The following is a 26,724-nucleotide window of genomic DNA, read 5'->3' on the forward strand; positions in this document are numbered from 1 at the left end:
ACAACTTATATGGTTTTGAAGAAAATATCGATTATATCATTCAAAGTGTAAAAGTACAAAGTCAAAAAAGACTACGTACTTATGAACAACTCGACCATATCATGACACTCGATATGGCGAAAGAAATTTCAATGATACAACGTAGCGAAATAGGAAGAAAAATCAGAGGTTATTTCATCAAAGTAGAAAGACAACATAATGAGTTAGCAAGTGCTTATGGAATTACTTCATTAGATGATATGAACCAACTTATTGAACAATTAGTTAGTGACAAACTCGATTACTTAATTTCAACAGGAAAAGTAAGTAATCAGAAATTAGAAGAATTAAACGAAAAATTCGAAGGCGAATATGTAACGCCACAAGACATTGACGCAATCAAATTTGCTATCAAGTCTAAAGCTGAACAAATTCTAGGTAAAGCTGGTATCCAAGTGACAATCGATGAATATTTAGTCGGAGATGTTTATGAACAAGCATTAGCAAACAAGAAAGCTAAAGAAGAGTATCGTCATCAATTAGGAAAAGTTAAATCTAAATTATTAGTTAAGTCTAAAAAACATCTAGGAATGAAAGGCAACGCACCTAACAATCACATTAAACGTAAAGATGTAGACTTAGCAATTCAATTTATCAAAGACATTAGACCATCATCGATCGAAATATAACCCACATTCGAACAAACAACTTAAAGGAGGAAATAGAATGTTCAGAAAAAAGAAGAATAGCAGCGAAGATTTCAAATTGTATACAAACGTAAGAGAGTTAAAAAGCTTAGTTAATGAGTTCAAAAGTTTAGTTGCTATGACAGAAAACAAACAAATGGAATTAAAAGAGGTAATGAGTGAATTTGAAAGTTTAACAGCATTAACGGAAAACAAATTAGATGAGATTAATAAATTTAAATGGAAGTACAAAATCAAATAGGGCAACTAAAGAGTCGCCCCATATAAAGACTAAGAAATTTTCATTTCGGACACTTAGCTTTAGATTTCTTTAAATCCACTTTGTATTCCTTACCACAGTTTATACAGTGAATTTCAATATATCTACTTGCTTTGTCTAATGCTTTTTCAAAGTCTTTCATACCTTTGATTTTAGAACTGATAATAACACCTCCTTTCTATAAGGAGATAACCAAATTATACCAAATATAGAAAAAACAGATTAAGGAGGCATAGCATGAACGTTTTATACAAAACAACCCTCCTCATCACAATGGCAGTTGTGACTTGGAAGGTTATGAAGATTGAGAGAAATTTAAAACCAGAAATACTCACTAGAGTTGTAAATAAAGAAAATGCAAGAAAAGTAAGAGTTAATCTTGGTCTTTAGTAAAAATTTTTTCTAAAGCATCTTTAGCTTCAGCATAAGCAATTGCATATTCGCGCGTTAGCTCAATGTTAACAGTGCCAGTTTCAGCAATTTGTTGATTAGCTAAAATTTCAGTTTTTAATAAAGCTAAATCATGGGCGCGTTGCTCAATAGATAATTCAGACATAGTTATCCACCTCCTTAGGTTGATAAATAAATTATACACGAAAGGAAGTGCCGATCATGATAAAAAATCATCTTAACGCAAAAGAGTTATGCCAGATTTTGCCAATATCAAAATCAACTGCGTCAAAAATCATTAGAGAATTAAATGAACAACTAGAATCAGAAGGATACATCGCAATAAGAGGAAAGATACCTATTCAATTGGTACAAGAGAAGTTTCCTCACGTAGATTTTTCACAAGAAACATTAAAAGCATTGGAGGAATCGAAATGAACAAATCATTCTTAATCGCATTACTATCATGGATTGTACTATCACTAGCACTTACATTTGCAGGTATCTACTTCACAACTGCATTAGGTATCGCAATGTTAATCAGTATCGCAGCATTTGTATTTTTCGAATATGAATTTTTTCAAATAAAGGAGGAGTAAAGATGACTGATAAAGAGTTAATAGAAAAAGTTGAAAATAGAAGAAAAGAGCAGGGATTAACAATCAGAGAGATGGGTTTCAAATTAGGGCATACAGGATCATATTACATTAAGCTCAGAGACGGATATAGAAGGATTACTGATAATGCCAGAAATAAATTAAAAGAATTTTTAAACGGACAACGAGATGATATAAAAGCACCGAAATACGAAAACGAAAATATGAACAAAGCATATAAAAGTGGTTACAACAAAGCAATCAAAGACTTAAGAGAATTTCTAGATACAAAAAAGACTGATTATCAAAAAATGAATGGAGGGCTAGATAATGGATTTAATTGAAAAAGTTAGAGACAAAATGAAAAAAGATGGTTTAAGTGTAAATAAATTTAGTTATTTAATAGGCTTTTCTAATGCGTACGTTAGCAAACTTTTAAATGGTCATAGAAGAATTACTGAAAAAGTTGAAGGTGTTTTTAATGATTACTTATCTGGAAAATACGATGGCATAGAAATACCGAAACATACTGATGACGATAAACAAAAAATATGCGTACAAGGTTACAGACAAGCAATTAAAGACATGAAAGAATTTATTGATTCAAAAAAAGACTGAAACTTGCGCCAACAAGTAACAGTCAGAATTAAAGACAAAAATATACAAGTCAAATATACACAATTTTAGGAGGATTAGTCAATGAGTACATTATTTAATTTGAAAGATGATTATAAACAAGTATATGACTTAATAGCTGAACAAGGTGATGAACAAGTGTTGAATGACACTTTAGCAAGTATAAATGACGCGCTTGAAGATAAAGCAGATGGTTATGTTGCTGTGATTAAATCTTTAGAGAGTGACAACGCTGCTATTGATGAAGAAATTAAAAGGTTGCAACAACGTAAAACTACAAACAAAAACGGGATTGATCGTTTGAAAGAAACACTCAAAGAAACTATGGAATCTACTGGTAAAACTAAATTTAAAACTGCATTAAACAGTTACAACATTCAAAATAATCCACCTAGTTTAAATGTATTAGATGAAAAACTAATACCTAAAGATTATTGGATATCACAAGCACCTAAATTGAATAAAAAGGATGCATTAGCTGAATTAAAAGAAGGCAAGGAGATTCCTGGTGTAGAAGTGAAACAAACACGTAGTTTGAGGGTGAGATAAATGAGTGGAGAGCAAGATATTTTAAAAAAACTAAAAATCAATAATATAGCAAACAAGAATAAGAAGAAATTTTATAAGTTTGCAGTATACGGAAAAATCGGTACTGGAAAAACGACATTTGCTACTAGAAATAATAATGCTTTTGTAATTGATATCAATGAAGATGGTACAACAGTAGTTGATGAAGGTTCAGATGTATCTATAGAAAATTACGATCACTTTGTTTATGTCATTAAATATTTACCAACTATTTTGAAACAAATGCGTGATCAAGGTCAACAAATAGATGTTGTTGTAATTGAAACGATACAAAAATTACGCGATATGACAATGCAAGATGTTATGAAAAACAAATCAAAAAAGCCTACATTCAACGACTGGGGCGAAGTAGCTGAACGAATTGTAAGTATGTATAGATTATTAGCAAAACAACAGGAAGAACATCAATTTCACTTTGTTATTACTGGTCATGAAGGCATTAATAAAGACAAAGACGATGAAGGAAGCACTATAAATCCTACTATTACTATTGAAGCGCAAGAACAAATTAAAAAGGCTATTACATCACAAAGTGACGTATTGGCTAGAGCGATGGTTTTAGAGCATGAAGTAGATGGGGTTAAAAGAAAAGATTATGTATTGAATGCTGAACCATCAGATACATTTGAAACGAAAATCAGACATTCACCTTCTATAACAATTAATAACAAAGTATTTATAAATCCAAGTATCAATGACGTAGTAGAAGCAATTAGGAACGGAAACTAAAAATAAAGGACGGTAATCAATTATGAATTTCAATTTAAACTTACAAGGTGCACAAGAAATCGGTAATTATATGCAACCAGGACAATACAGTGTAAAAATTAAAAACTTTGAATCAAAAGAATCTAAAAATGGACACCCACAAATCGCTATTACTTTTTCACACAAAGAAGAAGGAGATTTCACTCATTATGCAAATGGTGATACTTCAAATGACTTTGCAAAAAACTGGTTATTCACTTTCATAAAAGCAGTAGGTGTGCAAGGTAATAACGGTCAATTTAGCTTTACTGAACGAGATATTATTGGAAAACCTATCAACATTGAATTGAAACGTGAATACAACGACTATACAGAAAAGTGGAACACAGTTTTAAAACGTTTCTGGAAATTTGAAGGTACACCAGTTTACGAAAAGTATGAAGTTAAAGAATCAGAAAAAAATAATAATAATCAACAACAAACTAACAAACCTAGTGTAAACGATGGTAACAATCCATTCGCTAATGCAAATGGTCCGATTGATTTAGACGATTCGACGCTCCCATTTTAATGAGGTGATAGTATGGCAGAAATTTGGAGAGATGTTGTAGGTTTTGAAGGGATATATGAAGTTAGTAATAAAGGCAATGTAAGAACCCATAAAAATAAAACAACTTATACAAAAAAGCATGGTGTTAGAAAGTGGAAACAACGATATTTAAAAAATAAAACACCTAATGGCAGAGATGTAAGAGTTGCTTTATGGAAAGGCGGAAAACCTAAACACTATTTAGTCCATAGATTAGTAGCTTATGCTTTTATACCAACTATTGACGGTAAAAATTGTATTAATCATATAGATGGCAATCCTAAAAATAATAATGTTAATAATCTTGAATGGTGCAATCATTTAGAAAATAACAGACATGCATTTGAAACTGGATTAATGAGCACCAATATGAAAGTAAAGTTAATCAATCATTTAGGTATTGAATACGAATTTATAAGCATGTCAAGAGCTTGTAAATTTTTAGGACGATGTCACGGCTATATAAGTAATAAATTAAGGCAAGGTCATAATGAAGTGAAAGACATTCACGGAAATATTTTTAAAGTAGAGAAGTTGATGTAAATGCCTAAAATCACAAAATACAAACAAAATACTAAGGGTTTGTATGACGTAGTTGTTACAGATGTAGAAATACCAGATCAAGCTATTGATTTACTAGATATAAATCAAACAGTAGATGTTGATTGTTCAGTGATAGACCCTAATTCTATCACTGGCAAACAACGTCGAAAGATATTTGCACTTGTGAACGATATAGAAGCTTATACAGGGCAACCCAGAGAATATATGAGGTATATGTTCCAAGATTTTGTTCAGTTCATATACGGTTATGAGAAACGCGTATCACTAGCAACATGCAGCCGAACTGTAGCTAAACAAGTTATAGAAATAATTATTGAGTGGGTTTTTATACACAACATTCCACTTAACTATAAAACAAGTGATTTGTTAAAAAATGATAAGCAATTTTTATATAGAGCCACAGTAAATAGAAATTGTATTGTTTGTGGTAAACCACATTCAGAACTTGCACATTATCACGCGGTAGGACGAGGACGTAACAGACGCAAGATTAATCATATAGGCAATCAAGTATTAGCACTATGTCCTAATCACCACAGAGAACAGCATCAAATAGGCATGGACAGTTTCAACGAGAAATACAAATTACATGACAGTTGGGTGGATGTAGATGAGAGACTCAACCAAATGTTGAAAGGAGAAAGAATAAAATGACAATCATAAGAAGTGCAGTGGGTTTAGGCATTTTAACTAAAGAAGTAAGAATTAGAAAAGATTTAACCTTTTTCGAAAAGATACTGATATGTGAACTTGATTCACTGACGAATAATGTTGAAGGTTCTACAGACATTTCAAATGAAGAGTTATCAGAACTTTATGGAGTTTCTGAGTCAACAGTTAAAAGATCAATTAAAAAGCTTGAGAAACTAGGTTTTATAGAAAGAGAAGTAGAAAACGTAAATTATATCAATAGAAGAAAGATAACTGTTAAGAGGTGAGTTAAATGAATAACAGAGATTACATTTCTTCAATAATCACTCAATTCAGCGGACAAAACAATATTATCCCTATACCTGCTATCTACTTAAAAATAACTGAGGATTATCCAACTGCTGCATTACTTAACCAATTGATTTATTGGTCGGATAGAACAAGTAGAAAAGACGATTACTTTTATAAATCTTATAAAGAATGGGAAGACGAAATATATTTATCTAAATACCAAGTAATGCGCTCAATAAAAAAATTGAAAAGTATGGGAATTGTAGAAACTGCTTTAAAAAAGGCGAATGGTGCGCCTACAGTTCATTATAAAGTCGATAGTGAAGTTACTTCACAATGGATTGTTAAGTTTCTTAACAATGGAAAGTCAACAAACTTAACAATGGATAGTAAAGAAACTCAACAATCTTTAACAGAGATTACTACAGAGAATACAACAGAGATTACTAACAATAATATATTGTCGGGCAACCCGACGACGTATCCTTACAAAGAAGTAATTGAGTATCTCAACAAACAAACAGGGAAGCAATTCAGATCAACTACTAAAAAGAATCAATCGCTAATTAAAGCAAGAGTGAATGAGGGGTTTACGCTAGATGACTTTAAAAAGGTTATTGACAATATGACTAACCAGTGGCTAAACGATAACAAGATGAGTAAGTACCTAAGACCCGAAACATTATTCGGTACTAAATTCGAGGGATACCTTAACCAAGAATCAAATACACAACCTAATAACCCATACGCTAATGCATTTGAAAATGCACAGCCATTGGATATGGAAAATCTACCGTTCTAAAGGAGTGATGAAATGGAGGCTTTCCAGAACCTAGCTAAAAAAGCAGGTTTTAGAAATAAAATAGTTAAACAAGAGTTTGAATTACATTGTAAAGATTGTGGTCGTAAATATGACTACTACGAATTTGATAATGGGCAAGTGGTCAAAGATGGTTGTGACTGCGACATGATTGCACTAGCCAAAGAATCTACAGAAAATTATCGAAAGAAACAACGCAAGTCAAAAGCAGAAAAGATATTTAAACAATCTATAATAAACGACAATTTAGCTCAAGTTACATTTGAGAATTACCAACCTACATCAGAAAAGCTAAATTACGCTAAAGGTTTGTGTCAAAGGTACGCCCAAAACTTCACGTTAGACAATAAGCAATCACTATTAATTCAGGGATCGTTTGGTACAGGTAAGTCGCATTTATCTATGAGTATTGTAAAAGAAGTTAAGGCAAAAGGTTACACAGTGCTTTATATGAACGTACCTCAGCTCATTTCCACAATTAAAAATACCTACAACAACAGAAATGGTATGACTGAACAAGAGCTAGCACAAATTATTAGTGATGTTGATCTAATGGTATTTGATGATTTTGGTATCAACATGAATGAATTTGCAACAAGTAAGATGTTCGAGTTAGTCGAAAGCAGAGTAGGTAAACACAATATATTTACAACTAACCTAGATGAAAAAGAAATGACTAGAAATAAAGATATGCAACGTATATTTAGCAGAATTATGAGTAATACAACGCTAATCAAAATGGACGGTCAAGATTACAGAACAAGGGGGCTTAAATTTTGATTACATTACAAGAAATAAAACAAAATCTTGAGTGTTCTGATGTATATGCTCAGAAACTCATAGACGACGCACAGGGCGACGAAAAGAGATTAGAGGATACTTACTATAGAAAACTTGCAGAACGTCGTATACGCTCCTCTATTGTCGAATATTAGGAGGTATGACATGGCTTTAAGAGATAAGTTTTATCTGTTTGATAGTAAGGGTAACAAAATGATTTCAGTTATTCCTAATAACAAAACTGGTTTGTACAGAGTAAGCGGTATTATCAAAACTTACTACGAAGGTAAGCGATGGTATTTATCAAATGAAGAATTAGAAACGTTCATCAGTAACGAAAAGTTAACTAAAGGTCATCAGACGAACCTATTTGAATATTTGTAGAGGTGGCACATGAGTAAATATAATGCGAAGAAAATTGAGTACAAAGGACATGTATTTGATAGCAAAGTAGAGTGTGAATATTACCAACATTTAGAAAGTAAGATGAATGGCGTTAACTATGATCGTATCGAAATACAACCAAGATACGAGCTTGTACCTAAGTTTGGTAAGCAACGTAAGGCAGAATATATTGCAGATTTTGCATTATATCTCAATGATGAGTTGATCGAAGTGATAGATGTTAAAGGTAGACCTACCGAAACGGCAAAACTTAAAGCTAAGATGTTCAGATACTTATACAGAGATGTAAAACTCACATGGATATGTAAAGCACCTAAATATACAGGTCAAGAATGGATAACATATGAAGAATTAATCAAAGTACGCAGGGAGCGTAAGAAGGAGAAGATGAAGAATGGTAAAAATCAAACGTAAAGTAAAAGAAAAACAGAAACATTTTATAGATGATTTGGAGGAGGATTATAGATGAATGAATTAATCAAACAAGTAAAAAATGGAGTAAAGATAAAGATTTAGACGGTACTATATTTAAAATAATAACAGACTATAGAGAAGGTTAAACATAAGGAGGACGACAAATGAAACTAATACTAAAACTATTATTAACACTTGCACTCTATGAAGAACTAAGTAAAGAGATCACTTACGAAATCATTTGTCGTATGCAAGCGGAAGATATGGTAGATCAACCAAAGGATTATGAAGAATGATAACAATATTAATACCATTGCTAGGACTTGCGTATATTATTTACAGAGCGAAACGAAAAAATAAAGAGGTGATTTGATTGTCGGTTATGAATCACAAAGTTGTGGAATTGAACACAGTTGATATGCGAGTATTAGAGGGCTATATAAAAAATGTTGAAAAGTTACGAATGAGATTGAAGGTTAGACGTTTAGAGATATTAGATAACCCTATAGAAGAAAATCCAGGAGCTGGTAAATCAAATATTCCATCTAATCCAATAGAGCGAGAAACCATGAAATGTTTAGATGATGATTACTATCTTAATTTAGACAAGATTATCAGAGGTGTAGAACACGTATATAACAAAGCTGATGATGAAGTTAAAGAAATAATGCGATTAAAATATTGGGAACCTAAACTTGGATTAGAAACGTGGGAACAGTTAGCAGAAGAAATGCATTACTCTAAAACTAGCATATTGAGAGTACGTGAAAGATACCTAAGAGAATTTGCTAATAAGATTGATTTTGTAAATTCGGACTTTTAAGGGGTATAAGTCCACCTAAAATCGTTATATATTGGTAGTGTAAACAAATAATGTTTACGGCGTATGTAATTCTTTGCATTTGTTTTCCTCCTAAAAAACAATGCACCAAACCATATTTACTCCTTTGACCTATCCAGTAGCACACTGGGTAGGTTTTTAATTTTAATTAAACTTATAAAAAGTTATAATATTAGTATATCTACAATAATAAACAAAGGGGAAAGAATCGATGAGTCAAGAATTATTAGATCAAAACATTGCATATTTGAGAAGTGTTGAAATACTAGATTTAGAAGAAAAGCAGCATAACGAAAACGCATATCATTATATAGCAAATAGTACTGCAGATATAGGTCATAAACTTAGTGATAATGATATCATTTTTACTTTTTTTCTTGAAAGAGATGTAAGGTTGGTAGAAAAAGAAGTAGAAGATGAAGAAACTGGTGAATTAAAAAGAAAATTAGTTAAAGATCCAGCAGGTATAGTTGATAGTTTGCATATAGGTATATTGACGCAAGGAAATAAATTTTTTAATTATACTATTGATTTAGGTAAAGTGATTTATGGTCATGCTCATTTAATTGGTATTTCAAAATTAACAATAAAAGACGTTCAGCCTAATTATACATTTTATAACCAGGAATCAGATTTTAGATATAGGAAATATAGTTCTTTAGATCATTTGTTTTTATTATTTGAAGAAATAAACGAAACTATTAAGCTGCATGGACACACATATAGAGGTAATAAAACATTATACGAAATGAGCAGAATTTTATTCCAAAAAATTCAATGATTGAAGAAAAAAGCACCTTTTAAATATTGGTGCTTTTTTTATACACAAATTTAGAGACGCTATTAGCATAAGAAGGTGATAGATGAAATGGCTAGAAAAAAATTATATGAAAAGTTGGATATCGAAACTAAACTACCATTAGTTGAAGGATGGAAACGTGACGGTTTAACTGATGATCAAATTGCAAAGAATTTAGGTGTTTCTAAACACACACTTATCAAATGGAAAAAAGAGAAGCAAGACTTTTCAGACACCATAAAAAAGGGCAAAGAGGTATCTGATTATGAATTAGAGAATGCCCTACACAAAAGAGCGGTTGGTTACTACTACGAAGAAGAAACAGTGACGAATGCTGGGGATGTGGTTAAGGTAAAGAAATATGAACATGCTAATCCAACATCATTGATCTTTGCACTTAAAAACAGATTACCTCATAAGTATAGAGATAAAGTTGAACAAGAAGTCACTAATCGTAACTTTGAAATCAAGATAGGTGACTACGATGACGAAAGTTAAATTAAACTTCGAGAAACCTGCTAAAGTATTCAATCATAATATATTCGAAGTGCTTTTTGATTATGAGAATTTTACAGAAGTACATTACGGTGGTGGTTCTAGTGGTAAGTCTCATGGCGTAATACAAAAGGTTGTGCTTAAAGCATTGATGAAGTGGCCTATACCTAGACGTATCTTGTGGCTTAGGAAAGTTCAGTCAACAATAAAAGATAGTTTATTTGAAGATGTCAAAGCATGCCTTATCAATTTCGGTATATGGGATTTATGCGAATGGAATAAGACAGATAACAAAGTGGTACTTCCTAATGGCGCAACATTCCTGTTCAAAGGATTAGACAATCCGGAAAAAATTAAGTCTATTAAAGGGATATCAGACATTGTTATGGAAGAGGCTTCTGAGTTCACACTAAATGATTACACACAATTAACATTACGTTTAAGGGAGAAAAAGCATATGAAAAAACAAATATTCTTGATGTTTAACCCGGTATCTAAATTGAACTGGGTTTATAAGTATTTCTTTGAACATGGAGAAGAAATGGAAAATGTCATGATAAGACAGTCAAGTTATAAAGATAACAAATTCTTAGATGACATAACTAGAAATAATTTAGAGATGTTAGCGAAACGTAATCCTGCGTATTATAAGATTTACGCTTTAGGTGAGTTTGCTACATTAGATAAGTTAGTGTTTCCTAAATATGAAAAGAAATTACTGAACAAACAAGAGTTATCGCATTTACCATCATACTTCGGTCTTGATTTTGGGTACGTGAACGATCCTAGTGCATTCATTCATTGCAAGATAGACACGAAGAATAAAAAGTTATACATCATTGAAGAATACGTAAAACAAGGTATGTTAAATAACGAGATAGCTAGCGTGATTAAACAACTTGGTTATAGCAAAGAAGAAATAACAGCAGACAGTGCAGAACAAAAGAGTATCGCAGAATTGAGAAAGCTAGGTATAGACAGAGTTAGACCGACTAAGAAAGGTAAAGGCTCTGTTGTGCAAGGCTTACAATTCTTAATGCAATTCGATATCGTTATTGATGAACGTTGTTTTAAAACGATAGAAGAGTTCGACAACTACACGTGGCAGAAAGATAAAGACACAGATGAATACACTAATGAACCAGTAGACACATACAATCACTGTATCGATTCATTACGCTATAGTTTAGAGCGTTTTTATAATGTTAATAAAACACGTAACAATAATGTTAAAAAGAATATTAAATCCATAAAAGCAATGGGATTATAAGGAGGTAACATATGAGCCACGTAAACAATTTTGAGCGTGACCTAGAGTATAGACACCACAGAGATGCAGTATTCCGACGTGATGCTACAGAGGTTTACAGTTATGAAGGTACTACTGAGGATTTACTCGATGACCGTCCACAGATAAGCAGATTTATAATGCATCACCTTGAGGCACAAGCACCAAGATTACGTATGTTAAACGATTATTATGAAGGTTTAAACTTTAACTTAATGCGTAGCCGTAGACGACGCGAGAAACACCTCGCTGACAATCGTGCAGCGCATGACTTTGCGTCATATATTGCTGATTTCGTGAACGGTTATTTTTTAGGACATGCGATTCAAGTACAGTCAGATAAACAGCAAACACAAACCAAGCTAGACGCCTTACATGAGTTGAATGATATTGACAGTCATAATCGTTCAATTGGTTTAGATTTGTCAATTTTTGGGCGTGCTTACGAATATATAATCAGAAACCAAGACGATGAGGTTAGGATATATAAATCTGACGCACGTAATACATTCGTCGTTTATGATAATACAATCGAACAGAATAGCTTAATCGCAGTAAGGTACTGGGAGGCTGAGCGTGATGATGACGAGCAAAACATCATTTATAATGTGGACGTTATCACACCAGACGCTACGTACTTCTATTTAGCAAATAAAGTAACTAATTTAGAACTTCAAGAGCGTAAGCCACCAGAACCACATTCATTTGGGCGCGTAACCATTACCGAATTTATGAACAATGAAAAGCGACGCGGTGATTTCGAAAAGGTTATTCCACTTATTGACCTATACGACAACGCACAATCAGACACAGCCAACTATATGAGTGATTTAAATGATGCGATGCTACTCATTAAAGGTAATGTTGACCTTGGTGATGATGATGTAGTTAGAATGCAAAAAGAGGCTAATGTGTTCCACCTGCAGCCGCCTGAATATGAAAATGACGTTGGTAATATGTCAGAAGGTAACGTTGACGCGCAATATATTTACAAGCAATACGATGTAAATGGCGTTGAGGCTTATAAGGATAGAATAAATGAAAATATTCACATGTTTACCAATACGCCAGACATGACAGATGAAAACTTCAGTGGTACTACATCAGGCCAGGCGATGAAATATAAGTTATTTGGTTTAGAACAACGTGCAGCAATTAAAGAAGGGCTTTATAGAAAAGGCCTCAGACGTCGTTATAAGCTCGTTGGTGAGATTATGGGAGTTAACAGGGAAGTTCAAAAAGATGAGCTTAATAACCTTGTATTTACGTTTACGCGTAATCTTCCTAAGTCTACTAAGGAAGAAATGGACATGTACCTAAGTGCTGGCGGTCAACTTAGTAAGTCAACGCTGATGTCGCTTGTTTCATTCATTGACGACCCTCAACAAGAGATTGATAAGATTGAAAAGGAACACGAGGAAGAGGCTAAATTATCCGATGAACGTGCTTATGCTCCTAATGCTTTAGGTGATGACGATGACCAAGAGTAAGCAGTACCGGGATGAACGGCGCAAAGACATAAAATACTGGCGTAAACGTGCCAAGCGTATTATGAAGGAAGAAGAAAAATCAGATGCTGAAGTCCTTGATCGAGTACAAGACATAACATCAGACATGTTACGCGAAATTGAAAAAGAAATATATAAGTTTTATGCAAAGTATGCAAAAAAAGAAGGTATCAGCATTGAAGATGCCAAGAAAAAAGTCGATGCTACCGACATCAGAGATTTAGAGGCACGTGTTAAAAAATATGTTAAAAATAAAGATAAAAGTGAAGAGGCTAATCGTATACTACGTTTGTACAACACTAAACAATATGTCTCACGTGAACGCATGCTTAAGAAACAAATTGAAGTAATTATGACGCATGGTACTGGTTTACTTGAATCAGAAATGAATGAGTATCTTGAAGATGCGACGCAACGAGAAACAAAACGCCAGTCAGGTGTGATTGGTAAAACAGTTAGATTGAAACCTAACGCGGTTAGGGCGATTGTTAATTCAGATTTTAAAGGTCAAGAGTGGAGTTCCCGTTTGTGGAAAAACATGGGCGAAACGCAAAAAGAAGTTGAGCGAATTGTTTCTCATGTCATGCTGAGAGGACGTCACCCTAACGAATTTGTCAAAGACCTCACAAGACGTTTTGGTGTTAGCAATTATGAAGCGCGTAGGTTGTTGTTGACTGAAACTACGAGGGTACAATCTGAAGCACAGAAATTACATTATCAAGCAACCATGAATGAAGATGATTATGTTGAATACATGGCAAAAATAGACAGTAAAACGACCGTACTTTGTAAAGGTATGGACGGTAAACTGATTAAAGTAAAAGATTTAAAACCAGGGGTCAACATGCCTCCAATGCATGCATTTTGTAGATCGACAACAGGTCCTGCTATAACAGATTGGCGTGATAAATTCTTCGAGGAAAATAAAGGTAAATATTCACTTGATGATTTTATTGAAGATGAGGAACCTGAAGAAACACCAAAAACTGAACAACGAAAAGAAGATAAAGTACCTGGACTTGAGCGACAAGATGAAGGTAAAAAGATAGATATTACTGATCAAGCGATCGATAAAGTACCTTTAGTAGAAATACCTGGACATTCACCTTTTTATAACAAAACGCTTCAAGAAAAACATAAGGAATTGCTAGAAGATGCAAAAGAAAATAACAATAGTAATGAAGTTGCTTATATTATGAATAACGATACAGGTAAGTATGAAAAAGTATACGGTAATCAAACAAGCGTTGAATTTAAACCTGGTAGTAAAGCGCAACAATTACTAATAAATAGTAAAAAACAAAGTTTAACTATGTTACACAATCATCCAGGACAATCAAGTTTTTCTGCTCCTGATATACAAACTTTTTTGAGTATAAAGTCTTTAAAAATAATGACTATAGTAACTAACAAAGGTCAAGTTAAATATTTGTATAAAACTGATGATTTTAATTCGCTAAAAAGTGCAAAAGCCTATAATGATATAATAAAAGGATTGAAACCAAAACAAATAACTCCAAATATAATTGAAATATTACTTAAAATGCTATATCATTTAGGACAAATATTATTTAAAGTGAGATGATGAAAATGCCATTTATGCAACTTGACGGAGAATATGATATAGATGAACTTATAAAAGAAAATGAGAAACTAATTAAAGAATTAGAAGAAGAAGAAGAACGAAAAGAAAAAGAATCTAAAAAATAAGCACTTGTTAACAAAATCAATGTTAATAGGTGCTATTTTTATGCTTGAATTTAGGAAGGGTTAATCATATGTCAGATCGATATTTAAAAGATATTGCTAAATCACTTGAAGGTATCCACAAACAACTGAAAATACTAAATGAAACGAACCCCACACCTCGAGAAGAAACAATTAAAAAAGAACCTAAGCACTTAGACCCGAAAGATTTTATATAATCCGCATGTCCTTAGCAAGACGTTAAAAGGCTAAAAACAGACTGAACGGGATTAATGCAATTAAATATACCAATTAAAACTAAGACGCACTGTACGGGGCTTATACGCACTGTATGGGGCGTATTTTTTATGCCGTTTTTTAAATGTATTAATACTGGACGGGAGGACAAAAATAATGAATTTAGATAAATATTTAAAATTAAATTTACAATTTTTTGCTGAGGACGAAGGCGAATCTGAAAACAATACACAATATAATGAGTCAGCAAACGATAGCGGTAATCAGCAAGATGAAGAAAGTAATCCACAAAGTTATACACAAGCAGATGTGGATAGTCAAGTTAGCAAAGCCGTAGACAAAGCACTTGCAAAGCGTGAGAAAAAGCATCAACAAGAGCTTGAAGATGCGAGAGAAAAAGCACGTAAAGAGGCTGAAAGTTACGCAAAACTCACTGAAAAAGAAAAGCGTGAAAAACAAATCACTGAACGTGAGAAAAAACTAGAAGCACGTGAACGAGAGCTTAATCTGCGTCATTTACAAAATGATGTTGAGGCTGATTTAAAAGAAAAAGGCTTACCTTCTGTGTTTGCAGAATCACTTATCTTACTTGATGATAATGAAAAAATTAGTGAATCAATAAAAAATATCAAATCTGAATTTGATAACGCAGTCAAAGAGCAAGTAAAAGAGGCTACACGTCAAACAACCCCATCAAATAGAGGGACGAATTTTACAGGTAAGCAAACGAGTAGTAAAAGTTTTCAGGAGCTTGCTCGAGAAAACAGAATAATTCAATAAATGGAGGTTTAAATTATGGCAAACGTAACACCACAAGATTTTAATCCAGATAATGTTATGATGCATGAGGCTAAAGAAGGGGAGTTGTTAAACGACTTCAATGATCCTATTTTATTAGACGTATTACAAAACTCTAAAATTATGCAACTTGGTAAATTAGAAGATATGGCCGGAAAATCCGAAAAAGAATTCACTTACTGGGCAGATAAACCCGGAGCGTACTGGGTTGGTGAAGGTCAAAAAATCCAAACTACAAAACCTAGCTTAATTAAAGCGTCTATGCGCTCACATAAATTAGGTGTAATTATTGTCGCATCTCGTGAGTATTTAAATTACACTTATGCACGTTTCTTTGAGGCAATGAAACCACAAATCGCTGAACAATTCTATAAAAAGTTTGATGAAGCAGGTTTATTAGGTGTAGACAATCCATTCGCTCAATCTGTTAATGATTCAGTAACTAAATCAGGTAACGTTGTAAATGGGCCAATTAATTTAGAAAATGTATTAGCGTTAGAAGATGCTTTACTTGAGAATGATGTAGAGGCTAATGCTTTCTTATCTAAAACACAAAACCGTACAGCTTTACGTGATGTGATCGACATTAACACACAAGAACGTTATTACGACCGTACTAGCAACACATTAGATTCACTACCAGTTGTAGATTTAAAATCTGACGAAATTAAGAAAGGCGATTTATTCGCTGGTGACTTCGATAAGATGTTCTACGGCGTACCATACAACATGAGCTACAAGATTTCTGAGGATGGTCAGTTATCCACAGTACAAAACGCAGACGGTTCACCAGTAAACTTATTTGAACAAGAACTTATTGCATTACGTGTAACAATGGATGTGGCATTCCACATTGCAGATGACAATGCGTTCGCAAAATTATCAACTGGTGAAACAGCAGAAAAACCAGCAACTGAAACTGTTTAATTAAAGGAGGTCACGGCTCATGACTAAAATTGTTTATAAAGTAGTTAATCCATTTAACGATAAAGTGACTGAAAAGTCATATCAAAAAGGCGACATAATCGAAGATGTTGCAGATGATAGACTTGATGCACTTTATCTAGGTAATAACCCATACGATAAGCAGTATATTGTGATTAAATCGATTGATGATGCTACAAAAAGTGAATTAGTAGATATTGCTGAGAAACATAAGGTTGAGGTTTCTAAACAAGATACGAAAGCTGAAATGCTAAAAGCGTTGGTGAAGTAGATGGCTAGCATATTAGAAAATGTTAAGACATTATTATCACTTAAAGATAATGAACAAGATAAATTGCTTGAGGTTATCATTTCTAATACACAAAGCCGATTACTTGGTTTATTACCTCCAGAATACACAGAAGTACCCACTAAACTAAATTACATTGTTGAAGATGTTGCAGTTAAAAGGTACAACCGTGTAGGTGCTGAAGGTATGAGTGCAGAAAGTGTTGACGGACGTAGTAGCACCTATCAAGCAAATGATTTCGACGAATATTTAGATGATATTGAACGCCTGTTCCCAGATGAATCGAAAAACAAAAAGGGATTAGGTGTTTTTTATTGAGATACAGCGACAGAATCACATTTGAACGACAAGGTGCTAAAGTTTACAACCCTAAAACAAGCCGATACGAGCTTACTAATAGTATTCGATATGAGAACATCCCTTGCAATTTAAGTCCTTTGTCACGACAACGTACAGCACTTGAGTATGGCGATGTAAAACGTGATATTAATATCGTACGTTTACAAGGTCAGTTTTTAAACGAAGTGACACATGCTTATATTGGTCAACGTCAATATCTTATCGTGGACAAAATCGTTTATATGCACGATACGGTGTATTATATTGAGGAGGTTAATTAGATGGCCTCAATGGACGATTTAATCAAGAGATTTACTAAAATGAATAACACGATTGATGATAAGGTGGATAATGTTTTAAAGGAAAACAGCGAAGAATTTCAAATCGAAACTAAAAAGAGTGCTAGAGCAGTTATGAAAAAGGGTTATTGGACAGGTAACTTATCTCGTATGATTGAAAACACAAAAACAAGTCATTTGAAATATGAAATCACTTCTAACGCGCATTATAGCGGGTTTCTTGAACACGGCACCCGTTATATGGAACCTGAAACCTTTATGTTTCCAGTTTACGAAAAATTCACAAAACAGGTCAGAGCCGACCTTGAAAGACTCATAAACTAGGGGGCTTTGAATGGTTAAGCAATCATCAAAATTAGAACTATATAATTATTTGTTTAGTGAATTTAATGCGTTAGGTGTGCCTGTGATTAGGACGAAAGACTTAAACCAGGAGCTACCCTATCCGTTTATTGCTATTCAAACGGTAGACGATAAGATTAGTCGTTTAACATTTGATAGCTACGGGGGCGCACCTAGCGCAACGATTCACATTTGGGGAATTGAGCAAGAGGTACTGACGAACGACATGCTACTCGCTAAAGTGCAAGACATTCTACTCGATGAGTTGCTGTTACCTCATTACCACTTGTTTCAACCTCAAATGACTGTCAATGAAACAATCGAAACCGAATCTAATCAAGAATTGTCACACACAATTATAAACATTGAATACGAATCACATTAAGTCTTGAATAAGGCTTATTTTTTATATCTAAAAACGGAGGTTAAAATTATGGCTATAAAACAAGGAACTGATGAGCTTGTCCTATTACGTAAATTAGGCGAAAGAGTACAAGCTGAAAAAGTGATGTATGCGACTGAAATTGAGCGCGAAACTGAACGTGATAGCGATACAGAGGCCACAATGGACGGCTCAGTTAATTCTGGCGGTACATTAGAGTCAACTGTTACAGTAACTTGCTACATGACACAAGATGACACATTAATGGATGAAGTAGAAGACGCGACTGAGGACGCTACAGCTTATGAATTATGGATTATCAATAAGCACGTAAAGAACTCTGAAGGCAAATATAAAGCTGAATACCGTCAAGGTTATTTTAATTCTATTACACGTACGAATGAGGCAGATAGTATTGCCGAATTTGAAGTTGAGTATGGTGTATACCTTAAGAAACAACGCGGATATGCAACATTACCTGATGAAATCGAAGCAAATAAAGCAGCTTACGGATTCCACGATACTGTAGAATCTGACCCAGCAGACGATGGTCTAGCAGAAAGCATTCCAGACCCTTCAGACGCTGATAGTGCTGCAACAAATAATGCGTCAGGTGAAACTGTCTAATTTTGAGGGGGGTTATCCCCTCTTTTTATTTTGACTAAATTACAATAAGTGAGGTTTTTATACATGGAAATTAAATTTAAAGGTAGAACATACAAATTATCTTTTGGATTTAGATTTATTAACGAAATTGATAGAACAAACGGTACAAATATTGAACACGACGGACAAAGTATCAACTTTGGTAATGGTTTAGAGATGATTGTTCCTATGTTACAAAATGCAAGTATTGCACATATTGGGCGTGTGATTTTAGCAGCAACAAGTCATTATAAACAACAGGCACCAACAATAGATGATTTAGATGAAATTCTAAACGATATTGCAGAAAATCAAGGTTTACAAGCGTTTGCCGATGAAGTCATCGAGGAACTGGGAAAGCAACCTATGACCCAAAACCTCGTAAAACAAGCAACAGAAGTGGAAGAAGAACCGAAGAAAAAAGACAAAAAAGAGAAGTAGATGACGTACTCACTTATGACAGGATTGTTGTAATTTGTATGAGTGAATTTGGTATATATGACTTGGATCAAATAGAGATGATGACATTAACCGAGTTTAATTATCGCATGTATTCGCTTGAATACGAAAAACTCAAAGAAGAATTTGAAACGTATAAACTTGCTTTTGCTATAAGAGACGCACAGGCTGAACAAAAAAAGCGCGGCGGTAAAAAAGGCGAAGTTGAATACGTGTTCAAAGGTCCAAATGACATCATAGATTATGAGAACAATGTCAAACGTCTCAATCGTGGTGAACCTGTGAAATTTGGTTCTGAATCAAGACGTGAAGCAAACAAACCATCATTAGACGTACTCAAACAAATTCAACAATTCAACAAAAAATAATAAGGAGGTGAGTGCATGGACGAATATAAAATTAGTACAACGATTGAAGCAAACACGAGCAAGTTTAAACGTGCGATTGAAATAGCTAAGAAATCGGCTGAACGTTTTAAAAAGACGCAAGAAAGCGTTAAAGAAACAGAATTAAATGCAGATGCTTCAGGTTTGACAAAGACTGTTGAAATAGCTAAGAAGCAAGTAGAAGCTTTTGATGATGAAAAAGCAAAGGCCGACTTATCTTTAGACATCGATAGTGTCAAACAAAATTGTGAGGTGGCAAAAGGTTATTTAGATAGCTTTAAAACTAGAAAAAGTGAAACTAAATTAGACGCTGATATATCAAAGTTAGAAGGCAAAATATCCCAATCACGATCCGAGTTGAGCAACCTAGAGCGTAAATATCCGACAGTTCAAATATATGCTGAAATTGATAAACTTGAAGCAGAATTAGAAAAAGCTGAAGGAGAATTAGAAAAACTTAATAAAGAAAAAGCTAAAATTGAAGTAAAAGCAGATGTTAAAGACGCTTCAAGTAATTTCAAAAAAGTTCAAACCTTTATAGATAGTTTGGACGGAAAAGATATAAATACTATTGCTGATGTCGATATAGAAAAAGGATTAGCTCATATAAATAAATTAGAAGCTAGTTTAGATGACATTGCTACGAATTCATATAATGTAGATTTAATGATAGATGCAGACCGTGCAAGAGAACAAATAATTATGGCTAAACAGATGTTAAATGATTTTTCTAAGCAACGCGCTAAAGCCAATTTAGAAGTTGATTCTGCAGCAGCTAATGCGAAAGTATCGGCATTTAAGGCTATACTCCGCTCAATTCCGAACAGACACCGCACCCGACTTGATGTTGATAGTGATACTTTTCAAAATGCAATACGTTCAGCCATTCAAGCATTTAGCAATTTTAATAATTCGATTAGTCAAGCGGGTGGACGTGTAAGCTCATTTGGTTCAATGTTCTCTGGTATATTCCGAGGTACTATATTATCAAGTATTTTATTACTAATCCCTGCAATCGCATCATTAGCACCTGCGCTCATGGCTGTATTAAATGCGGTAGGTGTTTTAGCAGGTGGCGCTGCTGGTTTAGCGAGTGCCTTTGCTGTAGCTGGTGCTGGCGTTGTAGGTTTTGGTGCAATGGCAGTAAGTGCTTTAAAAATGGTACAAAATGGCACACTCGCAGTAACGCGAGAAGTTCAAAATTATCAAAGTGCTTTAAGTGGTCTTAAAAGTGCATGGCAGAGTGTTATTCAAGCGAATCAAGCCGAAATATTTAATACTATGGCAAATGGTATTAATGCGGCTAAGGTTGCACTATCAGGCTTAACACCATTCTTATCAGGTGTGGCGCAAGGCATGGAAAAGGCAAGCGCTGCCGTTCTAAAATGGGCTAAAACTTCACAAGTAGCGCAAAAGTTTTTCCACATGATGGGAACGACAGGTGTTTCAATATTTAATAATATGTTAACGGCTGCAGGTCAATTTGGCAGTGGTTTAATTAGCATATTTACACAACTCGCACCATTAGCCGACTGGATAGCTAAAGGTTTTGCTAATATGGGCAAATCATTCAACAAATGGGCGCAAAGTGTTGCAGGTCAGAAAGCGATTCAAGCGTTTATAGAATATGTTAAGACAAATTTACCTTTAATAGGCAAAATTTTCTCAAGTACTTTCAAAGGTATATTTAACTTAATGAAAGCTTTCGCGCCTAATTCACAAGCGATATTTAAATCTTTAGCACAAATGGCACAAAAATTCGAGGCTTGGAGTGCTAAAATTGCTGAATCTGACGGATTTAAGAAATTCATTCAATATGTGCAAGAAAATGGACCGAGATTAGTCAGCTTAATCGGTAATATTGTACGTATTATTATTGCGGTCGCTACTGCAATGGCACCATTCGCCTCAGTCGTTTTACAAGTCGCTGATGCCATTACTGGATTTATTGCAGGCTTAGCTGAGGCTAACCCAGTTATCGCTGGAATAATGGGCGTTATTGCTACATTAATTGGTCTTTTTGTATCTATAGGTCCAGTAATCATGAAAGTTATAGGATTTATTATAGAGTTAATCGGAGCATTCGGTGGCATGGAAGCAATTATAGGCATTGTTACCAGTGTAGGTAGTGCAATTATGGGCGCACTTAGTGCAATAAGTTGGCCAGTAGTTGCAGTTATTGCTGCTATCGCTGCTTTAATTGGTATATTCGTTGCACTTTGGAATTCTTCTGAAGTAGTCAGAGATGCACTTACTAGCGCCTGGAACGCGATTGCTAAGGCGGTAGGTCAAGCCATACAGGCCATTATGGACTTCTTAGGTGAACTAATTGGAAGAGCTGGCGAAATTCTTGCACCACTTGTTTCTATTTTTAAAAATGCTTGGGATACTATCGTTAAAGTTGTTGAGGCTGCGGTTAAACTTATAGCACCTATTGTCAAACAAAACTGGCAGACTTTAATTGCTATAGTTAAAGTAATCTGGGAGGCTATCAAGTTAGTAATTAAGGTTGCGATGGAGCTTATTCTAGGTATTGTTACGGCTTACATTCAATTTTTATCAGGTGATTGGAAGGGCGCCTGGGAAACGATTAAATCGATGGCTGAAAATATCTGGAAAGCTATTGTTGAAGCCGCTAAAAATATTTTCAACATTCTAAAAGAATGGTTATCAAACTTGTGGAATGCTATTTCGCAAAATATGTCGACCGTATGGCAAGCATTGGTTTCAGTAGCTAGTACAGTTTGGAATGCTATTGTCAATGTAATCAAAGCTGTTGTTACAGGCTTAGGATCATTCTTATCAAGCGTGTGGCAAGGTATTGTTTCGTTAGCTGTTAATTTCTGGAACATGCTTGTAAGTGCCGCGTCAACTATATGGGGCTTCATCGTCACTACGATTACTACAATCATTAGTACGCTAGGCTCAATTTTATCAGCTATTTGGCAAGGCATCGTTACTGTAGCTACAACAATCTGGAATTCATTAGTTTCTGTAGCAAGTACTGTATGGAGCTTTATTGTTACCACAATTACAACAATTGTTTCGACATTAGGCTCAATTCTAGCAGCCATATGGCAAGGTATCGTTACTGTTGCAACCACGATTTGGACAACATTAGTAACCGTAGCATCTACGATTTGGGGCTTAATCGTTACAACTATCACAACGATAATTTCAACACTAGGTACGATACTTGCAACGATTTGGCAGGGAATTGTTACAGTAGCTACCACAATTTGGACTACGCTTGTTTCAGTGGCTTCAGCCATATGGACAACGCTCGTTACTACGATAACTACGATAGTTCAATCTATCATTACATTTGTTTCTGCTGGTTGGACTACATTAATGTCAGTAACTTCTTCTATCATGACAGCGATTATGAGTGTAATATCGTCTATTTGGTCAAGCATTGTTTCATTTATTAGTTCAGTAGTTAGCAGAGTCGTTAGTTTCGTATCATCTGGTTGGTCTACGTTAATGTCAGTAACCTCATCAATTATGAGTGCGATAGTTAGTTTTATTTCAGGCGCTTGGTCTCGCATAGTTAGCTTTATCTCGAATGCCGTTTCAAGAGCGGTCAGCTTTGTCGTAAATGGTTGGAATCGTATGATTTCAGCAGTCACTTCTGCCATGAGTAGAATGGTTAGCGCCGTTATGAATGGTATGTCACGCGTTGTAAGTAGCGTGACTCAAGGTGTTTCAAGAGCAGTAAATGCAGCGCGTAGCTTTATCGGTGACATGGTTCGAGCAGGTGCCGATATGATTAAAGGTATGATTAACGGAATCAAATCTATGGCTGGCGCAATTATGGGTGCTGCAAAATCTGTTGTAGGTAATGCAGTAAAAGCTGCAAAAAGCATGCTTAAAATACATTCACCTTCTCGTGTGTTTAAAGATATCGGTTATTATACAATGGCTGGAATGCGCATAGGATTAGTTAAGGAAGGACGTAATGTAGTGCGTGACACTTCAGCTATTGCTAGATCAGTTAGTAAAGGTTTTGACGCATCGCTACAAGTACCTGATATTACACAAAACTTAAGTAATATTAAGGGGTCTGTTAATCAGCAAGTTGAACACACACATACTATAAACGCACAACCTAGCCAACGTGTTGTAAGGATTGAAATGGACGTCGACAATGAGGCTATCGCTACCATTGTTAACGGTGTAAACGCTGATAGAGACGGAACATACTCATTTTAAAGGAGGTTAATGAATGGATTTAGAAATTACAAGAAAGAACGAAACTCCTTTTCGATTGAGTGAATTCGGTATCATTGTTAAAGACATTATCGTGGAAAGTATTGAAATTGATGACAATTACGAAGATAAAGAAAATCATAACGGAAGATTATTATTATCGAGCCAGTACCGTAAACGTAAAATTACGGTGCCGGCTTTTTTTAAAGTTACAAAAATGAATGATATTCCTCGAATGCGTGATTTACTTTATAGCTTAGTTGTTGATACAGACCAATATTATGTACGTGAGATACGTCGAAAAAGTCGTCAGAATTATGATTTTATTCAACCGACCGAAGAAGAATATCAACCTATAAATGAATTTGGTGACCCTATATATAACGATACTCCTGATAATTATGAAGTGCTTGTTTCAGGTAAAAGGTATCAAGTTAAATGTACTGGCGTTATTAACCCGGAACAAAAAACAGACGACATTGTCGCTTTTGATTTAGAGTTTGAGACTGTTGAGTTACCTTTCGCTGAAAGTATTGGAACTAGCCTCGATTTAGAACGTGACTTAGACGGTGCTTATTGGGCTTATGATACTTCACTTCCATTTAACGAATTGAATAACAGAAGACAATATACATTTAACAATACGAATAGTTTTTATGTTTACTATCATGGCGACGTACCTAACGACCAATTTAATTTATATAAAAAAGTCACGATTATTTTAGGTAAAGATACTAAATCATTTCAATGGAATTTAACTCATTCGGATTTAATGACGATTGATGATATAGAACTGAAAAAAGGCGATAAAATCGAATATGACGGAATTCAAACGTATCGAAACGGTATACCTATTAACAACGAGAGTAATTTAGCTCAACCAAAATTTAAAAATGGCTGGAATGATTTCGAGTTCAATCAAGTTGTAAAAAAGGTTGTTTTTGATATGAAATTTTATTATAAGTAGGTGGTAAATTTGCCAATTTTGATAAGTCCACCAAGAGGGCGTGGTATTCCCGTTTATACAAACACAACACAGACAAATAAATTAAACGAAGATACTATTGTTAAGTTTGAAATGCTCGAAGATGAATATAACTACGATGTTATACGTGCGATTGGTAGCAAATGGATTATAACTAACGTTGAGGGCGCTGGAGATAAACGGCCTTACGTTGTGTTTATGGTAGACCGCGAAAGTCGAGGTAAAAAGCAATTTGTTACTATTGCTTGTCGTGATAAAGCAACCGACTTAATTAAAGGTAAACGCATTTACGATAGTTTAAGTGGTAGTTTTACTGCTGAAAATTACTTCAAAATGATTTTTGAAAATACAGGACTTGATTTTGAATTAACTCACGATGTCTCAGCGTCAAAATTTGAAGATGCTGGTGAAGGTTCGACGGTTGAGGAAATGCTGAAAAAAGGCCTTGATCATTTCGGACTTGAATATGATATCGAATTCGATAATAAAACCGAAAAATATAAGTTTGTTTTAACGCCTCAAGTCCAAAAGAAAGCCAACTATTATATTTCCGACGAGGTTAACGCGAATAGCGTGAAACTCGAAGAAGATACAGGCGAATACGCTAATTACGTTGTTGGTTATGGTGACTACACCGACGAAGAAGGTTACAAGCAAGCGGGTCTTATCATGAAATATGAACACCCAGACATTGAGAAATATGGTAAATACGAGGCTGAGCCTCTTATGAATGGAAAAATAACAGACCAGGACCTTATGAAAAGAGAACTACAAGCGAGACTATTAAAAACTACTAAAACATCACTAACATTAGACTTCATTGTATTACGTGAACACTTTAAAGAGGCAATACCTAAAGTGGCTGACATTGTCCCCGTTAAACACTCTATTATAGGTATTAACGATAAAGTACGTATTGTTGAAGTTGAAACTAAGCGCGATGAAAATAACCGCATTTATAAACAAGATGTAGTGCTTGGTGAGTTTAGTCGCCGTGATAGGTATATGCGTCGTGTTAGTGATGCTGCCAAGGTTGTAGGTGGTCTTGGAGGTGGTACAAGTTTTTCAAGTAATTTCAAAAGTACAAAGACACAGGTCGATGCTATACGAAGTAGTACACAGAATGCTATATCTTCGACGCAAGCCTTAAATGCAAGCGGTCGTGGGTTGCGTGGTGTAGATGGTGATGAGATTGTTGCCTTCGAAAAAGACGGGATAAAGATAAGCGATGACGGAGGAGCACATTTTACAACAATCATCACAGGTAAAGGGTTAAATAAATCAGCTATACCACTAGCCACTGACTCATCATCAGGGTTGATGTCATCCACTGACAAAAAACGACTTGCAACAATCGAGCAAACTTTAGAACAAATACAAAATAACCTGTAAGG

Annotated in this window: 38 protein-coding genes and 1 pseudogene; 38 read left to right on the forward strand and 1 reads right to left on the reverse strand. The window is 34.5% G+C overall.

The features are described 5' to 3' along the window. Positions 1-17: 17 nt before the first annotated feature. The 3 genes and pseudogenes from QQM35_RS05820 to QQM35_RS05830 form a co-directional block, all read left to right on the forward strand. A pseudogene (locus QQM35_RS05820) lies at positions 18-668 on the forward strand (antA/AntB antirepressor family protein); the annotation flags it as partial. A gap of 37 nt (positions 669-705) precedes the next feature. Continuing rightward, a complete protein-coding gene (locus QQM35_RS05825) occupies positions 706-927 on the forward strand; it encodes a hypothetical protein (RefSeq protein WP_213470934.1) in 222 nt (73 codons plus the stop codon). Positions 928-1,182: 255 nt separating this feature from the next. Continuing rightward, the gene (locus QQM35_RS05830; RefSeq protein ID WP_342610229.1) at positions 1,183-1,335 is read left to right on the forward strand and encodes a hypothetical protein; all 153 of its coding nucleotides are present in this window, start codon (positions 1,183-1,185) and stop codon (positions 1,333-1,335) included. On the opposite strand, the gene QQM35_RS05835 is transcribed toward QQM35_RS05830, so the two are convergent. Beyond that, on the reverse strand, positions 1,319-1,501 hold the full coding sequence (locus QQM35_RS05835; RefSeq protein ID WP_070826813.1) for a hypothetical protein: 183 nt from the start codon (positions 1,499-1,501) through the stop codon (positions 1,319-1,321). The genes QQM35_RS05830 and QQM35_RS05835 overlap by 17 nt on opposite strands. 56 nt (positions 1,502-1,557) lie before the next feature. Between QQM35_RS05835 and QQM35_RS05840 the strand changes: the two genes are divergently transcribed. From QQM35_RS05840 to QQM35_RS06015, 35 genes are all read left to right on the forward strand, one after another. Continuing rightward, positions 1,558-1,773 carry a MarR family transcriptional regulator gene (locus QQM35_RS05840; RefSeq protein WP_104681600.1) on the forward strand — a complete coding sequence of 72 codons (216 nt, stop codon included), beginning with the start codon at positions 1,558-1,560 and terminating at the stop codon, positions 1,771-1,773. Further along, positions 1,770-1,934 (forward strand): DUF1270 family protein, encoded by a 165-nt coding sequence (locus QQM35_RS05845; RefSeq protein WP_342610230.1) that lies wholly within the window; start codon positions 1,770-1,772, stop codon positions 1,932-1,934. The genes QQM35_RS05840 and QQM35_RS05845 overlap by 4 nt, the downstream gene beginning before the upstream one ends. Before the next feature lie 2 nt (positions 1,935-1,936). Then, positions 1,937-2,275, forward strand: a complete 339-nt coding sequence (locus tag QQM35_RS05850; RefSeq protein ID WP_268218107.1) for an XRE family transcriptional regulator — start codon at positions 1,937-1,939, stop codon at positions 2,273-2,275. Next, complete coding sequence (locus QQM35_RS05855) at positions 2,262-2,549, forward strand: helix-turn-helix transcriptional regulator (RefSeq protein ID WP_342610231.1); 288 nt, start codon at positions 2,262-2,264, stop codon at positions 2,547-2,549. Before QQM35_RS05850 ends, QQM35_RS05855 begins: the two co-directional genes overlap by 14 nt. Before the next feature lie 81 nt (positions 2,550-2,630). Beyond that, complete coding sequence (locus QQM35_RS05860) at positions 2,631-3,116, forward strand: siphovirus Gp157 family protein (protein ID WP_268218105.1); 486 nt, start codon at positions 2,631-2,633, stop codon at positions 3,114-3,116. Further along, positions 3,117-3,884, forward strand: a complete 768-nt coding sequence (locus QQM35_RS05865; RefSeq protein ID WP_342610232.1) for an ATP-binding protein — start codon at positions 3,117-3,119, stop codon at positions 3,882-3,884. A gap of 22 nt (positions 3,885-3,906) precedes the next feature. Then, entirely contained in the window at positions 3,907-4,434 is a 528-nt protein-coding gene (locus QQM35_RS05870) for a DUF669 domain-containing protein (RefSeq protein WP_342610233.1), read from the forward strand. A 12-nt stretch (positions 4,435-4,446) separates the two neighbouring features. After that, positions 4,447-4,995, forward strand: a complete 549-nt coding sequence (locus QQM35_RS05875; RefSeq protein ID WP_342610234.1) for an NUMOD4 domain-containing protein — start codon at positions 4,447-4,449, stop codon at positions 4,993-4,995. Then, on the forward strand, positions 4,996-5,670 hold the full coding sequence (locus QQM35_RS05880; RefSeq protein ID WP_342610235.1) for a putative HNHc nuclease: 675 nt from the start codon (positions 4,996-4,998) through the stop codon (positions 5,668-5,670). It abuts the gene before it with no gap. Beyond that, positions 5,667-5,954: a helix-turn-helix domain-containing protein gene (locus QQM35_RS05885; protein ID WP_342610236.1), complete on the forward strand. Its 288-nt coding sequence runs from the start codon at positions 5,667-5,669 to the stop codon at positions 5,952-5,954. The genes QQM35_RS05880 and QQM35_RS05885 overlap by 4 nt, the downstream gene beginning before the upstream one ends. 5 nt (positions 5,955-5,959) lie before the next feature. Beyond that, the gene (locus QQM35_RS05890; RefSeq protein WP_342610237.1) at positions 5,960-6,760 is read left to right on the forward strand and encodes a conserved phage C-terminal domain-containing protein; all 801 of its coding nucleotides are present in this window, start codon (positions 5,960-5,962) and stop codon (positions 6,758-6,760) included. 12 nt (positions 6,761-6,772) lie between these two features. Further along, positions 6,773-7,558: an ATP-binding protein gene (locus QQM35_RS05895; RefSeq protein WP_342610238.1), complete on the forward strand. Its 786-nt coding sequence runs from the start codon at positions 6,773-6,775 to the stop codon at positions 7,556-7,558. A gap of 165 nt (positions 7,559-7,723) precedes the next feature. After that, positions 7,724-7,942, forward strand: a complete 219-nt coding sequence (locus QQM35_RS05905) for a hypothetical protein (RefSeq protein WP_342610240.1) — start codon at positions 7,724-7,726, stop codon at positions 7,940-7,942. 9 nt (positions 7,943-7,951) lie between these two features. After that, positions 7,952-8,377 (forward strand): DUF1064 domain-containing protein, encoded by a 426-nt coding sequence (locus QQM35_RS05910; protein ID WP_342610241.1) that lies wholly within the window; start codon positions 7,952-7,954, stop codon positions 8,375-8,377. A 164-nt stretch (positions 8,378-8,541) separates the two neighbouring features. Beyond that, positions 8,542-8,673 (forward strand): transcriptional activator RinB, encoded by a 132-nt coding sequence (gene rinB, locus QQM35_RS05915; RefSeq protein ID WP_342610242.1) that lies wholly within the window; start codon positions 8,542-8,544, stop codon positions 8,671-8,673. 122 nt (positions 8,674-8,795) lie between these two features. Then, positions 8,796-9,200, forward strand: coding sequence for a transcriptional regulator (locus QQM35_RS05920; RefSeq protein WP_342610243.1), 405 nt, complete (start codon positions 8,796-8,798; stop codon positions 9,198-9,200). A 229-nt stretch (positions 9,201-9,429) separates the two neighbouring features. Then, positions 9,430-9,999 (forward strand): hypothetical protein, encoded by a 570-nt coding sequence (locus tag QQM35_RS05925; protein ID WP_342610244.1) that lies wholly within the window; start codon positions 9,430-9,432, stop codon positions 9,997-9,999. Between the two features lie 87 nt (positions 10,000-10,086). Further along, positions 10,087-10,515: a helix-turn-helix domain-containing protein gene (locus tag QQM35_RS05930; protein ID WP_342610245.1), complete on the forward strand. Its 429-nt coding sequence runs from the start codon at positions 10,087-10,089 to the stop codon at positions 10,513-10,515. Beyond that, complete coding sequence (locus tag QQM35_RS05935; RefSeq protein WP_342610246.1) at positions 10,502-11,782, forward strand: PBSX family phage terminase large subunit; 1,281 nt, start codon at positions 10,502-10,504, stop codon at positions 11,780-11,782. The genes QQM35_RS05930 and QQM35_RS05935 overlap by 14 nt, the downstream gene beginning before the upstream one ends. Positions 11,783-11,793: 11 nt before the next feature. Further along, complete coding sequence (locus tag QQM35_RS05940; RefSeq protein ID WP_342610247.1) at positions 11,794-13,290, forward strand: phage portal protein; 1,497 nt, start codon at positions 11,794-11,796, stop codon at positions 13,288-13,290. After that, positions 13,277-14,893 (forward strand): minor capsid protein, encoded by a 1,617-nt coding sequence (locus tag QQM35_RS05945; RefSeq protein WP_342610248.1) that lies wholly within the window; start codon positions 13,277-13,279, stop codon positions 14,891-14,893. Before QQM35_RS05940 ends, QQM35_RS05945 begins: the two co-directional genes overlap by 14 nt. 193 nt (positions 14,894-15,086) lie before the next feature. Continuing rightward, entirely contained in the window at positions 15,087-15,233 is a 147-nt protein-coding gene (locus QQM35_RS05950) for a hypothetical protein (protein ID WP_342610249.1), read from the forward strand. Positions 15,234-15,408: 175 nt separating this feature from the next. Next, complete coding sequence (locus tag QQM35_RS05955; protein WP_342610250.1) at positions 15,409-16,032, forward strand: DUF4355 domain-containing protein; 624 nt, start codon at positions 15,409-15,411, stop codon at positions 16,030-16,032. A gap of 15 nt (positions 16,033-16,047) precedes the next feature. Continuing rightward, positions 16,048-16,977, forward strand: a complete 930-nt coding sequence (locus tag QQM35_RS05960) for a phage major capsid protein (protein ID WP_342610251.1) — start codon at positions 16,048-16,050, stop codon at positions 16,975-16,977. Between the two features lie 19 nt (positions 16,978-16,996). Next, entirely contained in the window at positions 16,997-17,266 is a 270-nt protein-coding gene (locus QQM35_RS05965; protein ID WP_342610252.1) for a hypothetical protein, read from the forward strand. Next, a complete protein-coding gene (locus QQM35_RS05970) occupies positions 17,267-17,602 on the forward strand; it encodes a phage head-tail connector protein (RefSeq protein WP_342610253.1) in 336 nt (111 codons plus the stop codon). Beyond that, positions 17,599-17,904 (forward strand): hypothetical protein, encoded by a 306-nt coding sequence (locus QQM35_RS05975; protein ID WP_342610254.1) that lies wholly within the window; start codon positions 17,599-17,601, stop codon positions 17,902-17,904. The genes QQM35_RS05970 and QQM35_RS05975 overlap by 4 nt, the downstream gene beginning before the upstream one ends. Beyond that, the gene (locus tag QQM35_RS05980) at positions 17,905-18,246 is read left to right on the forward strand and encodes an HK97-gp10 family putative phage morphogenesis protein (protein ID WP_342610255.1); all 342 of its coding nucleotides are present in this window, start codon (positions 17,905-17,907) and stop codon (positions 18,244-18,246) included. A gap of 10 nt (positions 18,247-18,256) precedes the next feature. Beyond that, the gene (locus QQM35_RS05985; RefSeq protein WP_342610256.1) at positions 18,257-18,649 is read left to right on the forward strand and encodes a hypothetical protein; all 393 of its coding nucleotides are present in this window, start codon (positions 18,257-18,259) and stop codon (positions 18,647-18,649) included. A gap of 48 nt (positions 18,650-18,697) precedes the next feature. Next, positions 18,698-19,273: a phage major tail protein, TP901-1 family gene (locus tag QQM35_RS05990; RefSeq protein ID WP_342610257.1), complete on the forward strand. Its 576-nt coding sequence runs from the start codon at positions 18,698-18,700 to the stop codon at positions 19,271-19,273. 63 nt (positions 19,274-19,336) lie between these two features. Beyond that, positions 19,337-19,732 carry a tail assembly chaperone gene (locus tag QQM35_RS05995; RefSeq protein ID WP_342610258.1) on the forward strand — a complete coding sequence of 132 codons (396 nt, stop codon included), beginning with the start codon at positions 19,337-19,339 and terminating at the stop codon, positions 19,730-19,732. A 38-nt stretch (positions 19,733-19,770) separates the two neighbouring features. Further along, positions 19,771-20,118: a hypothetical protein gene (locus QQM35_RS06000; protein ID WP_342610259.1), complete on the forward strand. Its 348-nt coding sequence runs from the start codon at positions 19,771-19,773 to the stop codon at positions 20,116-20,118. Positions 20,119-20,133: 15 nt separating this feature from the next. Continuing rightward, positions 20,134-24,348 (forward strand): phage tail protein, encoded by a 4,215-nt coding sequence (locus tag QQM35_RS06005; protein WP_342610260.1) that lies wholly within the window; start codon positions 20,134-20,136, stop codon positions 24,346-24,348. 13 nt (positions 24,349-24,361) lie between these two features. After that, the gene (locus QQM35_RS06010) at positions 24,362-25,312 is read left to right on the forward strand and encodes a phage tail domain-containing protein (protein WP_342610261.1); all 951 of its coding nucleotides are present in this window, start codon (positions 24,362-24,364) and stop codon (positions 25,310-25,312) included. A gap of 9 nt (positions 25,313-25,321) precedes the next feature. Continuing rightward, positions 25,322-26,722, forward strand: coding sequence for a DUF7643 domain-containing protein (locus tag QQM35_RS06015; protein ID WP_342610262.1), 1,401 nt, complete (start codon positions 25,322-25,324; stop codon positions 26,720-26,722). Positions 26,723-26,724 lie beyond the last annotated feature (2 nt).

Source organism: Staphylococcus hsinchuensis, from assembly GCF_038789205.1.
In the GTDB taxonomy this organism is placed as follows: Bacteria; Bacillota; Bacilli; order Staphylococcales; family Staphylococcaceae; genus Staphylococcus; species Staphylococcus hsinchuensis.